The organism is Humibacter ginsengiterrae (genome assembly GCF_054780115.1).
Map to the genome: position 1 here is coordinate 16,617 of NZ_BAAGWY010000024.1, position 13,919 is coordinate 30,535.

The following is a 13,919-nucleotide window of genomic DNA, read 5'->3' on the forward strand; positions in this document are numbered from 1 at the left end:
CCTCAATGCCGTGATTCCTCACGGAACACGGAGCGCGCATAAGCAGTGAACTTCTTGGATTCAAATTTCCAGTACTCTCCTTGTGTTCGCGCGCGAAAACGGTATACCGCGGCTCGAGACAGCAGGCCCAGTCCGACCACCATGCGCCACGTAAAACGCCCCACCGCGTTATGTGAGAGATCAGTCGCGTAGAAGTCATACAGATTCGTTACCCAGTCTGAACGAATATTTTCCATATGTCCGGATGTACTTCCTCCAACCAAGTGGGTCACCGTCAGTTCCGGGATGATTCGCACGCGAAAGCCGCTCTCCCGCACACGCCAGCACAGCTCGATATCCTCGGCGTACATAAACCAGCGTGTACCGATCCCGCCTACTACTCGCCATACGTCCGAAGGCATTACCAAGCAAGCGCCTGTCACCCAGTCGACGTCACGCGCAAATACTGCCTGGTCTCGGAACAAGTAGTGCCCCTCGAATACCTGCGCGAGGCGCCCCAAACGCGATAGACCAGAATAGTGAGTGAACATTCTCCAGGCAGTTGGCATATGCCCCGCTGAGACAATACGAAGCCGTCCATTGGGCTGGCTGATCATCGGGCCAACTATTCCAACCGCTTTGTCCTGGTCCAGTTCGCTGACGAGTTTCAGAAGTACTTCCCTGCTCGCCATCGCATCTGGATTCAACAGGCCGATAGCGTCTCCCTCGGCCAAAGACACGCCTTCGAGCACTCCACCCGCGAAGCCACGATTTACACTAGAACGCACTATAACCACATGAGGGAACTGCTGTTCGATGTAATCGGGTGTGCCGTCAGAAGATGCATTGTCGACAACGATCAATTGTATTTCACTATCGGACTCGGTACCGATCGCTGAGAGACAGTCAGCCACCACATCTCGGCTGTTGTATGTGACAACAACCACCGTGAGTTTCGGCCGCGTTGATTCCCCGTGCGCCTCACTCAATAGATTTTCCCCTCATACCGAACTGGCGAGCAGGGATGCCACCGACGATTGCTCGCGACGGCACGTCCCTTGTGACCACTGCACCCGCGCCCACGATCGCACCGTTCCCGATAGACACACCCGCCAATATCTTGCTCCCCGCACCAATCCAAACATCGTCACCGATCATTACGGCGCTTCTCGTCTCCCCTTGCAAACGTATCGGCCGATGCGCGTCGGCCGATACATGGTTCTCCGAAAAGATCTGAACATGCGGGCCTAGAAGACAATCTGCACCAATCTGGATTCCTCCACCGCCATGAAGGAAATTGAATGCGCCTATCGCGGTCCGGTCGCCTATTTCAATCCCGTTTCCCAGATTTCGGACGACACCGGAACCACGCAAAACAGCACCTGTATCAATGGTCACGGCGTTTCCCAGGCGAATCCCGTTCACTGAGGTTGCATCGACCATTGCCATCTCACCGATCGACACTCCCTTACCCAGAATCAACATCTCCTTTGATCGAAACCGTGCCGATGCTGCAACGAATGCCAAGGCTCTCAGCCTCAATACCCCACAAGTCAGTCGGCCCGCTTTACGTATCAAGAAGGCGAATAGCTGTTTCTCAGTTAGTCTCGAGTCGAACCCTGAGTCCACCCGACGGGACCGCATGTAGGCCTTGTCAAAAAACGAACGTAGAACGCCGCCCATCAACGATTCCCTTCGATTACTCGAGCACGCGCCCGCGCGGCAATCGCTGGCCATGTGAAAGACGATGCAACCTGCGAGCCAGACCTGACAGCTACTTCATCGAGGCCCAACTCGAGTATTTCGCGCATGTCGTCGACAGAGCGAGGATCGAAGTAATAGTCGACACAGCCGAGTTCACGAAACACTTCGATGTTACTCGCCGCGACCTCGGCACCCCAGTGTTTCGCTTCTACAAGGGGGAGACCGAAACCCTCATCCAGAGATGGAAAGACAAACAATCGGCAGTTCTGGTATAGCCACACCAATTCATCGTCCGACACGGCGCCGAGGAATTTTACGGTCGCCGGTATCGCCTGCGGGTCTATGCCAGACTTCCGGCCATCAGCCTCTCCGGCAATCACAAGATCGTATTCCGATCGCAGCTTTTCCGAATCTGTATACGCTTCGATGAGTCTCGCAAGGTTCTTGCGAATGTTGATCCGTCCGACCGCCAAAAGGAACTTGCGACCGGCACCATGAGGCGCCAGATTCAGTGGTCGGCTGGGACTGGCTCGCACAAGGGACCATGGAGGGGCGAGCCCTATCGCACGCACCTTATCTCCTGTGTGACGCCATACCCTCATGATCCGTTTTCGCTCGGACAGAGACGAAGTAAGAATAGTGTCCGCCCGACCGGCTCCTACGGACGCGATCTGCAAGTACAAGCGCTCCTTCCACGTGAACCATTCGGGGTGTTCCACGAAAAGAACGTCGTGCACGAACGTAACTAATGCGGCATGGTGCCTTCCCGAAGGCAATAGCGGTGTAAAATTCTGGGTGATTAGCACGTCATAGTCGCGCGCTCGAGTCCCCAGTCGGAGCGCAACCCATAATCCGTGTACCATTCCGCGCGGCCTAGGAACTTTGATGACGTCAATGCGCGAGAATTGCTCAACAAACGATTCGAATTCGTGGTTGCTGTGAGGGATTGCTAACGTGATTCTGTCGTCGGGGAAGGTATCGGCCCACGCAGCCACGAGAGACGTCAACACGTTACGGCCCGATGGCGGACCGCTGACAATCCAGTATGCGTCGAAAAGAACAGCGAGTGACTCTGACGATATAGTCATCACCTTTTCCAACTCTGAGCTACGAGTTCCCGAAGGCTTGCCTCATAGCTAGCATTTACGCTCTCCCAGGAGTAGCGTTCCTTCGCTCGTTCCTTGATCGCGAGACTCATTCGCTCTGCTCGTTCTGAGTCGGCTATTAGACGCAATAGCCCTTCCCGGATTTGCGCTGGGTGCGCTTCGACGAACATGGCCGATTCTCCGAGGACCTCTCTGTTATATGCCGTGTCCCGGGCGACTGTCGGAGCACCGCATGCCATTGCTTGCACCAAAGCCGGGTTCGTGCCTCCCACGCTGTGTCCGTGGAAGTACGCGCCAGCGTGCTGCCACAACGAGTGGAGCCGGAGATCATCATTGATATGTCCTAGCCAGGTAACACGGCGATGCGTGCTGGCGAGTGCCTTAGCTTGCACGTCGAAGTCATCACCGTATCCAGACGAGCCAACGATGACAATATCTGTGTGCTCGGCGAGAGCGGGAACTGCTCCAAAGAACTCGGCGATCGAGTTTTCTGGAACGAATCTCGCGACCACAAGTACATACCGGCGATGGCTGAGTCCCCTTTCTAGTGGGAGATCCACTACCTGCGCGTCCCCTCCGTACGGAATGAAATCACCTTCTACTCCGAACTCTGACGACCATCTACGTTCAATCTCTCGAGAGTCGTATACCATGCGTGTGCCGTATTTTGCCGTCCATCGCGCGCCACCTCGAAACACCATCTTGGCAAGGCGTCCCCACTTCTCTCGCTCCCATTCGATACCGTCGACATTCACGAGAGTCGGGATACCCGCCGCCCTTAGGATTGGCAACCAATAGCCGTTTGCGACATTCATTACTAGAGCAACATCTGGTCGCATCCTTTTGGCATGCAACGCGGCAGTGAGTCCATATGACAGCGTGCTCAACGACTTCCTTTCGATACCCCAGGTCACCACGGTCTCGACGCGAGCATCTCGTCCAGGGTCATCCGTGCGAGACGCCCCGGGACGCCCATACACGCGGACGTCCCACGATCTGTCTGCCAGGTAGGGCGCTAACCGGCGGACGGCAGTTTCGAAACCGCCGTAATAACTTGGATATCCGCGCGTCCCAATGATCGCCACTGAAAGGTTAGTCAAGGCAGAATGTCTCCTGTGTAGTTTGGATTTTACTGACGGACCCTATGCATGCGAGACGGCGGCAATTCAGATTCACCAATACCCACCGTAATCACCAATGACGGCACGATCCGTGCGAAACATTACGATAACGCCATCAGTAAGGGGCCAGTTCTCAACTTAATACAAATCGTGACGCCGCCATCGCCCAAGACAGTCCGACGCCCGTTCACTTGCCACACTCCGGAACCATCTGGCTCCCGGCAACCGGTGTTACTCCCATGCAGCACACTTCTCCTGAATTGTGCAGGAATCTTTAGCAGGACCGCGCACTAGTATGCCCCCTTCGCCATGATTACGGCCCTTATGGTGCGGAACATAATGATCAAGTCGTTAGTCAGTGACCAGTTTTCTACGTAATACAGATCGAGCCGCATGCTGTCATCCCAAGACAGATCGGAACGACCGTTCACCTGCCACAAGCCTGTTATTCCCGGCTTTACAAGCAGCCGTCGTCTCGCCCACGCGTCATACTGCTCCACTTCTCGGGCGAGAGGCGGCCGCGGTCCAACAAGGGACATCTCGCCCCGAATCACGTTAATGAGTTGCGGCAGTTCATCCAGGCTGTATCGTCGAAGGAACGAGCCAACGCGGGTGACGCGCGGATCGATCTTCATCTTGAACAACACTTCGTTGCCCTCAGATTGGTCGAGAAGCGATGGCAAAAGTGCTTCCGCCTCGGTCACCATGGAACGGAACTTGATCATGGCGAAAGGCGCACCTTTGATGCCGACTCGTTCCTGGTAGAAAAACGCCCGTCCCGGGCTACCCCTTCGAATTGCCCAGGCACAGATGAAGAAGACCGGTGACAGTGCGACAAGGAGAATGCCCGCAACCAGAATGTCGAAGACGCGCTTTGCGACGTGTTTGCGGCCCTCGAAGGTCGGATACTCGACATGGATAAGCGGAAGACCCGCGACGGGCCGCGCGTGAATGCGGGGCCCTGCGACATCCGTGAGCGCAGGGGCCACAATCAGGTCGATCGAACGGTCCTGCAGCTGCCAACCTAGTTCACGCATCTGCCGCGGGCCAATATCGTCCGCCCCCGTGAGGACGAGCGCGTCGGCCCCGCACTTGTCCAGCACGTCGATCGTGTGTCCAAAGTCTCCGAGCACCGGGATCCCGGGGATAAGCTCACGCGACGTCGTGCCCTCAGGCGTGACGCCCCCGACTACAGTCAGGCCCCAGGCTCTGCCGCGTTGGATATCCGCCGCTATCGCCTCCATCTTCGTGCGATGCCCGAGAAGCACAACGCGGTGTGTGTAACGACCCCGCTGGCGCTGACGAATGAGCCACCGCCGCCATGCCCACCTCGTGAAGAGCAGCAGCAGCAACCCTGCCGGAAGAGCCATGAACAGGTAACCGCGTGCGAGATCGATTTGGAGGAGGAACGCGACGATCGCGAACACACCGAACAAGCGGATTGTCGCGTCTACGACGCGCTTGTACTCGGTCGTACCGGTGCCCACGATCTTGTGGTCTCGCGTCGCGAAAATGTCGAGGCAAAGCATCCATGCCGCGACGAGAATGGCAGAGACTACGGTGTATCCGAACGTAAGGCTGAAGTCGTCCTCCGAGCTCACGATCTTGAGGTTTGAGTCGTTTCCTCCGAATCGAATCAGCTGGGACGCAGAAACCGCGATGACGATCGCAGCGAGGTCGGTGGTCAAGAGCAACGCGGCATATCTGCGCTCCCAGCGATACTTTCGAGCGACTCGCACCTCGGGCTCTTTCAATGCCACGACGCACCACCGTCGCCGGATCGCACGAGCGCGTCACCCGCCCAGAGCCACAGCGTGTTGCCGCCGCTCGCCATCGCCACCGCACCGGGTTGCGGCGCAGCCGTGGCGAAGCATCCGCTCGTCGTCGCGGCGCCGGTGCCTGCGTCGAGTGACGACACCGAGACGCCGGCGCACCCCTCGATGCCGGTGGCGGCCGTCGCGTATCCGCTGGCGGAGGCCGTGACGGCTACCGCGCCGGGAACCGTGAGCGGTGTGCCCCAGGCTGCGCCGGCATTCGACGTGCGATACACCGTGTGATCCGCGCACAGCACCGCGGCAGACGACGCGTCTCGTACGGCGAGCCCCACCATGGTCGGGCAGGGTGCAGCCACATTTCCTTGGGGGGAGTGGACGGTCGTGGGGCTACTCGGATCCAGATACCACGATCCGGCGAGCTGATCGTTGTAGGTGGCCCAGTTGGCGCCGGCGATGTACGTGCGGATATATTGCACCGCACAGTTCTGCTTGTCGAGCGTGATCGCCGCCGCTTGGGTGCTGGACGCCACGGTGATGCGCAGCACCGACGACGCACCCGAAAGACTGCCGGCGTCCGCCGCCCGCCAAGTCGTACCACCATTGGTGGTGAGCTCTAGACCGGCAGGTGTGGCGGGGCACGCCCCGGTGGCCGCGCGCCAGGCCACCTGGTCGTCGAGCGCGGCCAACATGCGCGTGGGCGCCACTGCGGCCGGAAGGGGTGCCGGCGTTTTCGTTGCCGTGGCAGTGGGGGTTTCAGTGGCCGGATGCGTGGCAGCGACCGCTGGCGGATCCTTCGGGGATTTCGGAGCGGCGGAAACGGATGTGACGGCCCAGGCGACGAGGATGGCATCCGCTACGACGAAGGCGATCAGCCCCGCGATGGCCCAGATTCGGCCCGGGCCATACATCACTCCGGGCATGCCAGTTCGTCTCATCCGCGCCATCAGCTACTCCTGCGCGAATGCCGCTGTTGCTGCGAGGATCGCGGACGCGATCGAACGGATGGCTTCCGCAGTAGTGCGCGCCGACGTCTCGTAGATCGTGTCGTCTTGACGGTAGGGGTCGACGATATCGTCGTCGGCGGGGTCCTCCAGCGGAGCAGCCACCCCGCGATTGGACGCCGCGATGGCTACCAGCGTCGCTGCACGCTGCGCAGGGCCGGCGGCCGAGGCGATCTCTGCCTCGTCGTCGAGGTTCAGCGTGGCCAGAAGCCGTTCGAACTCGCGCACGGTGAAGGTGTATTGGGATGCCCTCGGCAGGGTCTCCACCACACGGCGCCGGTGGTCACGCGCCGCGGTGAGCACGAGGTCGGCGTTGCGAAGCTGCTCGATGGTGAGCTGACGGGCGCGGTGCTGTGACGGGTCTCCCCCGAACTGAGTCGAGTAAGCCGCCGCGCGGTCATCCATGGGCCGCCCGACCAGTGCCTCGGTGCCCGCGCTGCTGATCACCACGTCAAGCTCGTCGAGGCCGACGCGGAGGAGCTGCTCCGCGAGCGGCGACCTGCAGACGTTGCCGGTGCAAACAGTGAGAATGCGGAATGAGCTCATGCCCTCGCCGCTCTGCGTGAGGTGCGTGGCGGCGGCTCGGTCCCCTCAGCGAGGTCGTGCTCGATGCCGTACCCGTACTGGCCGTAACCGTAGGAGTCCGGCCCCTTGGTGGGAAGCATCGTGATGACCATGCCCACCAGCCGGCTGCCGACATGCTCCAGCGCGCGTACCGCACCGGCCAGCTCGTTCTTCTTCGTCTGCCCTGAAGCGACCGTGAGGATCGCGCCACCGGCCATCTTGCTGACGACCGCGGCATCCGTCACCAGCAGCAGCGGAGGTGTGTCGATCAGCACGTAATCGAACGTGTCGGTGAGAGTGGCGAGCAGCTTCGACATGGCCCGTGAGCCGAGAAGCTCGCTCGGGTTCGGGGGGATGCGCCCGGCCGGGAGCACGTAGAGCTGGCCCCGACCCCATTTCTGCATCACGTCGGCGAGCTCTGCCCGACCGATCAAGACATCCGTCAGCCCGACCGCACCCTCGATGCCCATATACTCGGCGATCTTGGGAAGGCGCAGGTCACCGTCGACGATTGTGACCTTGGCGCCGGTCTCGGCGAGTGCGATCGCCAGGTTCGCCGCGGTGGTGCTCTTGCCCTCACCCGGTACTGAGCTCGTGATCACATAGCTGCGCGGGCCTTCGCCGATGTTGACGAACTGCAGGTTGGTGCGGAGGCTGCGGAACGACTCGGCGCGCGGATTGCGCGGGTCGGCGTGCACGATGAGCGGGCGCTTCTGCGCGTTCGGGTCGAGGCTGATGCCGCCGAGGATCGGGCGCTCCGTCACCTGCTCCACGTCGTGAGACGAATGGATGCGGGTGTCGAGCACACTGCGCAGCACGGCTATGGCGACACCGATCGCCAGTCCGATGAGCAGGCCGAGCGCGACGTTCAGCGGGATCTTCGGGCTCGATGGAGCATCCGGTGCCACGGCCGCCTGTACGGTCTGTACGTTCACCAGGCTGACCCCGCCGGCCGGCTTCTCGAGCTTGTTGGTGACGATGTATGCGGTGTTCTGGCCGATGGAGTTGGCGATCTTCGCCGCCAGCTGTGGATCGTTCTCGGTCACCGTGATGTCGATGAGCACCGTGTTCAGCGGCGACTGCGCCGACACCTTCGTGGCGAGTTGGCCCGACGTCGTCTTCAGGTCGAGATCTTTGATCACCCGATCGAGCACGGCCGAACTGCTGACGACGCTCACGTAGCTGGTCACCGCCTGCTGCGCGAAGTTCGTGCCCTGCACGAGATCGCTCGTGCCGCTTGTGCCGTTGTCGCCCGCACGTACCGAGACGTACAACTCGGTCTTCGCCTGGTACTCCTTCGTAGCAAGCAACGAGTAGCCGGCGGCGATGGCGACACCGGCCAGCGCACAGACCACGATGAGAATCCAGCTTTTGTGCAGGATCCTGAGATAATCACGCAACTCCACGTGTCAAAACCTTCCCCGAAACGCGGCATTCGCCGCGAAGGCCGCCCGCAAAATCGTCTCATGGACGGGATCGGATTACGCCAGGGCGATCACAGTTCGGAGCGCGACACGCCTTCTCTTGCCGCCAATCCGGTCGGGCGCAACGGCAATGATGAGGGCCTGTCAGGTAACTAGACTACCGTCTTCCCATGCACGAACCCGTTGATTTTGTACCCCGTAAACAGGGGGCAAGCGTTCGCGGTGTACTTGAAGAAGGGGGGGCCGGCGAACACGGAAAAGGGGCCGGGCCCAAAGGCCCGACCCCTTTCGAGATCGACGTAGCGAGAGCTACTTGATGATCTTGGTCACCGTACCGGCGCCCACGGTGCGTCCACCCTCACGGATGGCGAAGCCGAGGCCCTCCTCCATGGCGATCGGCTGGATCAGCTCGACCGTCATGTCGGTGGTGTCACCCGGCATGACCATCTCGGTGCCCTCAGGCAGCGAGATCACGCCGGTGACGTCGGTGGTGCGGAAGTAGAACTGCGGACGGTAGTTCGCGTAGAACGGGTTGTGGCGGCCACCCTCGTCCTTCGACAGGATGTACGCGGTGCCCTCGAACTGGGTGTGCGGGGTGACCGAGCCGGGCTTCGCCACGACCTGGCCGCGCTCGACATCCTCGCGCTTGGTGCCACGGAGCAGCAGACCACAGTTCTCACCGGCCCACGCCTCGTCGAGTTGCTTGTGGAACATCTCGATACCCGTGACCGTGGTCTTCTGCGTCGGGCGGATGCCGACGATCTCGACCTCGGAGTTGATCGCGAGGGTACCGCGCTCGGCACGGCCCGTCACGACGGTGCCACGACCGGTGATGGTGAAGACATCCTCGATCGGCATCAGGAACGGCTTGTCGCGGTCACGCACCGGGTCGGGGATGGACTCGTCGACGGCCTCCATGAGGTCGAGGATGGACTGCGTCCACTTCTCGTCGCCCTCGAGCGCCTTCAGGCCCGACACGCGCACGACCGGCGCGTTGTCGCCATCGAAGCTCTGGCTCGACAGGAGGTCGCGAACCTCGAGCTCGACGAGCTCCAGGATCTCCTCGTCGTCGACCATGTCGGCCTTGTTCAGCGCGACGAGCAGGTAGGGAACGCCGACCTGCTTGGCGAGCAGAACGTGCTCACGGGTCTGGGCCATCGGGCCGTCGGTCGCCGCGACCACGAGGATCGCGCCGTCCATCTGAGCGGCACCGGTGATCATGTTCTTGATGTAGTCCGCGTGACCCGGGGCGTCGACGTGCGCGTAGTGGCGCTTCGGAGTCTCGTACTCGACGTGCGAGATGTTGATCGTGATACCGCGCTGGCGCTCCTCAGGAGCGGAGTCGATCGACGCGAAGTCACGGGGGACGTTCACGTTCGACGGGTACTTGTCAGCGAGCACCTTCGAGATCGCCGCAGTAAGCGTCGTCTTTCCGTGGTCGACGTGACCGATCGTTCCGATGTTGACGTGCGGCTTGGTCCGCTCGAACTTGGCCTTAGCCACTGTGGGTCCTCCTCAGGACTCTCGTGTAGAAGCTGCGGGCGGCATGGACCGGCCGGACATTCTACGGGGATCAGGGATATGTTACGGGATATTGCTGGGGTGTTACTCGCCCTTGGCCTTCTGGATGATCTCGTCGGCCACAGCCTTCGGGACCTCCGCGTAGCTCTCGAACGACATGGAGTAGACGGCCCGGCCGGAAGTCTTCGAACGAAGGTCTCCGATGTAGCCGAACATCTCCGACAGCGGCACGTGCGCCCGCACCACCTTGACGCCCTGAGCATCCTCCATGGCCTGAATCTGACCACGGCGTGAGTTCAGGTCGCCGATGACGTCGCCCATGTACTCCTCGGGCGTGCGCACCTCGACCGCCATCAGCGGCTCGAGCAGCACCGGGTTGGCCTTGCGAGCGGCCTCCTTGTACGCCATCGAACCGGCGATCTTGAACGCCATCTCGGACGAGTCGACCTCGTGGTACGCACCGTCGAGCAGCGTCGCCTTGACGCCCACCGTCGGGTAACCGGCGAGCACGCCGACCTGCATGGCATCCTGGATGCCCGCATCGACCGAAGGGATGTACTCGCGCGGAACGCGGCCACCGGTGACCTTGTTCTCGAACTCGTACGTCGTCTCGGCGGTGACCTCCAGCGGCGCGAGCGCGATCTGCACCTTCGCGAACTGGCCGGATCCACCGGTCTGCTTCTTGTGCGTGTAATCGTGCTTCTCGACCGTCTTGCGGATGGTCTCGCGGTAGGCCACCTGGGGCTTGCCCACGTTCGCCTCGACCTTGAACTCCCGCTTCATGCGGTCGACGAGGATGTCCAGGTGCAGCTCGCCCATACCGCCGATGACGGTCTGACCGGTCTCCTGGTCGAGCTCGACGCGGAACGTCGGGTCCTCTTCGGCGAGCTTCTGGATGGCCGTGCCCAGCTTCTCCTGGTCAGCCTTCGTCTTCGGCTCGATCGCGACCTTCAGCACCGGCTCCGGGAACGTCATGGACTCCAGCACGATCTGCTGGTTCGGGTCGCACAGCGTATCACCGGTGGTGGTGTCCTTCAGGCCGATCACCGCGTAGATGTGGCCGGCGGTCACCGCGGCGACCGGGATCTCCTTGTTGGCGTGCATCTGGAAGATCTTCCCGATGCGCTCCTTCTTCTGCTTGGTCGAGTTGATGACCTGCGCGCCGGACTCGAGGTGCCCCGAGTAGACGCGGATGTAGGTCAGGCGACCGAAGAAGGGGTGCACGGCGATCTTCGAGACCAGCGCGGAGAACGGCTCGGTGGCATCCGCGTGACGCTCCAGCACCTTCTCGGGGTCGCGCACGTCGTGACCCTGCACGGCGGGCACGTCGAGCGGGCTGGGCAGGAAGTCGACGACCGCGTCGAGCATGGGCTGCACGCCACGGTTCTTGAACGCGGAACCGCACAGCACTGGGTAGATCTCGTTGTTCACGGTGAGCTTGCGGATGGCCGCCTTGATCTCGGCGACAGTCAGCTCCTCACCGCCGAAGTACTTCTCCAGCAGCTCGTCGCTCGTCTCTGCGACGGTCTCGAGCAGAGCGTGACGGTACTCCTCGGCCTTCTCCTTGAGGTTGGCGGGGATCTCCTCGATCTCATAGTGGGCGCCCATGGTCACGTCGCCCTTGGCGTCGCCCGGCCACACCAGCGCGCGCATCTCGATGAGATCCACGACGCCGACGAAGTCGTTCTCGCTACCGATCGGCAGCTGCAGCACGAGCGGCTTGGCACCGAGACGGTTCACGATCGTGTCGACGGTGAAGTAGAAGTCGGCGCCCAGCTTGTCCATCTTGTTGACGAAGCAGATGCGCGGCACGTTGTACTTGTCCGCCTGACGCCACACGGTCTCGGACTGGGGCTCGACGCCCTCCTTGCCGTCGAACACGGCGACGGCGCCGTCGAGGATGCGCAGGCTGCGCTCCACCTCGACGGTGAAGTCCACGTGACCGGGGGTGTCGATGATGTTGATCTGGTTCTTGTTCCAGAAACACGTGACCGCGGCGGACGTGATGGTGATGCCGCGTTCCTTCTCCTGCTCCATCCAGTCGGTGGTCGAGGCGCCGTCGTGCGTCTCGCCGATCTTGTGGTTGACGCCCGTGTAGAACAGGATGCGCTCGGTCGTTGTGGTCTTACCAGCATCGATGTGCGCCATGATGCCGATATTGCGGACCTTCTGCAGGTCGGTGAGCACGTCTTGTGCCACGGGGATTCCTCCGGAGAAAGATTGGTGTGATTTGCCGGCCGACTGAGCCGGCGCGCGGGGCGGGGAAGGGGCATCCTGCCGCCCCGTGCGTCCGTTCAGTTACAACCCGTTTCGGGGCCGTTTTGTTCCGGCTGAACTACCAGCGGTAGTGAGCGAACGCGCGGTTCGACTCGGCCATCTTGTGCGTGTCTTCGCGACGCTTGACGGCGGCACCGAGACCGTTGGAGGCATCCAGGATCTCGTTCATGAGACGCTCGGTCATCGTGCGCTCGCGACGGGCCTTCGCGTAGCTCGTGAGCCAGCGCAGGGCGAGAGTGTTCGCGCGGTGCGGCTTGACCTCGACCGGCACCTGGTAGGTCGAACCACCGACGCGGCGGCTCTTGACCTCAATGGTGGGGCGCACGTTGTCGAGCGCCTTCTTGAGGGTGGCGACGGCATCCTGACCGTTCTTGGCGGCGACGCCCTCGAGCGCGTCGTAGACGATGCTCTCGGCGAGGGACTTCTTGCCGTCCTTCAGGATCTTGTTCACCAGCTGGCTGACGACCGGAGCACCGTAAACCGGGTCGGCGACGACGGGGCGCTTAGGAGCGGGACCCTTGCGAGGCATTACTTCTTCTCCATCTTCGCGCCGTAGCGGCTACGAGCCTGCTTGCGGTTCTTCACGGCCTGGGTGTCGAGCGCGCCACGGATGATCTTGTAGCGAACACCGGGCAGGTCCTTCACACGACCGCCGCGCACGAGCACCATCGAGTGCTCCTGCAGGTTGTGGCCCTCACCGGGGATGTACGCGGTGACCTCGGTACCGTTGGAGAGCTTGACGCGGGCTACCTTGCGGAGCGCCGAGTTCGGCTTCTTCGGCGTGGTCGTGTACACACGGGTGCACACGCCGCGCTGCTGCGGGTTGGCCTTGAGCGCCGGCGCCTTGGTCTTCGAGACCTTGGGCGCGCGGCCCTTGCGGACCAACTGCTGAATGGTTGGCACTGTTTCTCCTAGTTGTGCTGCACGGTGACAGCGTTGATGATTCTTTTCACATCGCGACCCACCGGATGCCGCAGAGCAGCGGCATCTTCTTTGTTGGTGGGTATGCCGTGGGGGTAGCCCGCGAGTGCAAGGCTCCCTGAACAGTGTGGTTTCGGATTGAGCTGGTTCCTCGTCCGCCGTCGCGACGGGCACGGTTCAAGCGCGCACAGAGCGCACACCCGCAATAGCTTACTCGACGCGGCGTGTCGCTCCAAATGCGCGTGGGTGGCGCGGTAGGGGGGCGGGTGTGTGCGGGGCCGTGCCGTGGGCGGGGCCGTGACGTGGGCGGGGTCCAGTCATCCAATGCGCCACCGGCATCCAGCGGCGAGTACGTCCGAGAGCCCATCTCCCCAACGGTGAGACTACGTGTATGCGCTCACACTAGTAGCTCGTCGCATCTAAACGCATGGGTATAGGTGGCGGAGTTTCACGCGGGCGTCGGCTGTTGTGAACTGCCAGTCGACTTGCCGCTGGTTTTCGTTGGTGGCGTGTTGCCAGGCGGCGA

The 13,919-nt window shown here is 61.7% G+C and carries 12 protein-coding genes; all 12 read right to left on the reverse strand.

Annotated features, from left to right (window positions below; all coding sequences use genetic code 11):
* Positions 1-2: 2 nt before the first annotated feature.
* A complete protein-coding gene (locus ACYVII_RS18415) occupies positions 3-968 on the reverse strand; it encodes a glycosyltransferase family 2 protein (protein ID WP_460537800.1) in 966 nt (321 codons plus the stop codon).
* Positions 961-1,506 (reverse strand): acyltransferase, encoded by a 546-nt coding sequence (locus ACYVII_RS18420; RefSeq protein WP_460537801.1) that lies wholly within the window; start codon positions 1,504-1,506, stop codon positions 961-963. Before ACYVII_RS18420 ends, ACYVII_RS18415 begins: the two co-directional genes overlap by 8 nt.
* Before the next feature lie 155 nt (positions 1,507-1,661).
* Positions 1,662-2,771, reverse strand: a complete 1,110-nt coding sequence (locus ACYVII_RS18425; RefSeq protein ID WP_460537809.1) for a glycosyltransferase family 4 protein — start codon at positions 2,769-2,771, stop codon at positions 1,662-1,664.
* Positions 2,771-3,874: a glycosyltransferase gene (locus ACYVII_RS18430; RefSeq protein WP_460537802.1), complete on the reverse strand. Its 1,104-nt coding sequence runs from the start codon at positions 3,872-3,874 to the stop codon at positions 2,771-2,773. The genes ACYVII_RS18425 and ACYVII_RS18430 overlap by 1 nt, the downstream gene beginning before the upstream one ends.
* Before the next feature lie 326 nt (positions 3,875-4,200).
* Positions 4,201-5,670: a sugar transferase gene (locus ACYVII_RS18435; RefSeq protein WP_460537803.1), complete on the reverse strand. Its 1,470-nt coding sequence runs from the start codon at positions 5,668-5,670 to the stop codon at positions 4,201-4,203.
* The gene (locus ACYVII_RS18440) at positions 5,661-6,605 is read right to left on the reverse strand and encodes a hypothetical protein (protein WP_460537804.1); all 945 of its coding nucleotides are present in this window, start codon (positions 6,603-6,605) and stop codon (positions 5,661-5,663) included. The genes ACYVII_RS18435 and ACYVII_RS18440 overlap by 10 nt, the downstream gene beginning before the upstream one ends.
* A gap of 27 nt (positions 6,606-6,632) precedes the next feature.
* A complete protein-coding gene (locus ACYVII_RS18445; protein WP_460537805.1) occupies positions 6,633-7,232 on the reverse strand; it encodes a low molecular weight phosphatase family protein in 600 nt (199 codons plus the stop codon).
* Positions 7,229-8,656 (reverse strand): tyrosine-protein kinase domain-containing protein, encoded by a 1,428-nt coding sequence (locus ACYVII_RS18450; RefSeq protein WP_460537806.1) that lies wholly within the window; start codon positions 8,654-8,656, stop codon positions 7,229-7,231. Before ACYVII_RS18450 ends, ACYVII_RS18445 begins: the two co-directional genes overlap by 4 nt.
* A gap of 327 nt (positions 8,657-8,983) precedes the next feature.
* Positions 8,984-10,177, reverse strand: coding sequence for an elongation factor Tu (gene tuf / locus ACYVII_RS18455; RefSeq protein WP_325454851.1), 1,194 nt, complete (start codon positions 10,175-10,177; stop codon positions 8,984-8,986).
* A 102-nt stretch (positions 10,178-10,279) separates the two neighbouring features.
* Positions 10,280-12,394: an elongation factor G gene (fusA, locus tag ACYVII_RS18460; protein ID WP_460537807.1), complete on the reverse strand. Its 2,115-nt coding sequence runs from the start codon at positions 12,392-12,394 to the stop codon at positions 10,280-10,282.
* Between the two features lie 136 nt (positions 12,395-12,530).
* Positions 12,531-13,001 carry a 30S ribosomal protein S7 gene (gene rpsG, locus ACYVII_RS18465; RefSeq protein ID WP_022900966.1) on the reverse strand — a complete coding sequence of 157 codons (471 nt, stop codon included), beginning with the start codon at positions 12,999-13,001 and terminating at the stop codon, positions 12,531-12,533.
* Entirely contained in the window at positions 13,001-13,375 is a 375-nt protein-coding gene (gene rpsL, locus ACYVII_RS18470; protein WP_460537808.1) for a 30S ribosomal protein S12, read from the reverse strand. Before rpsL ends, rpsG begins: the two co-directional genes overlap by 1 nt.
* Positions 13,376-13,919 lie beyond the last annotated feature (544 nt).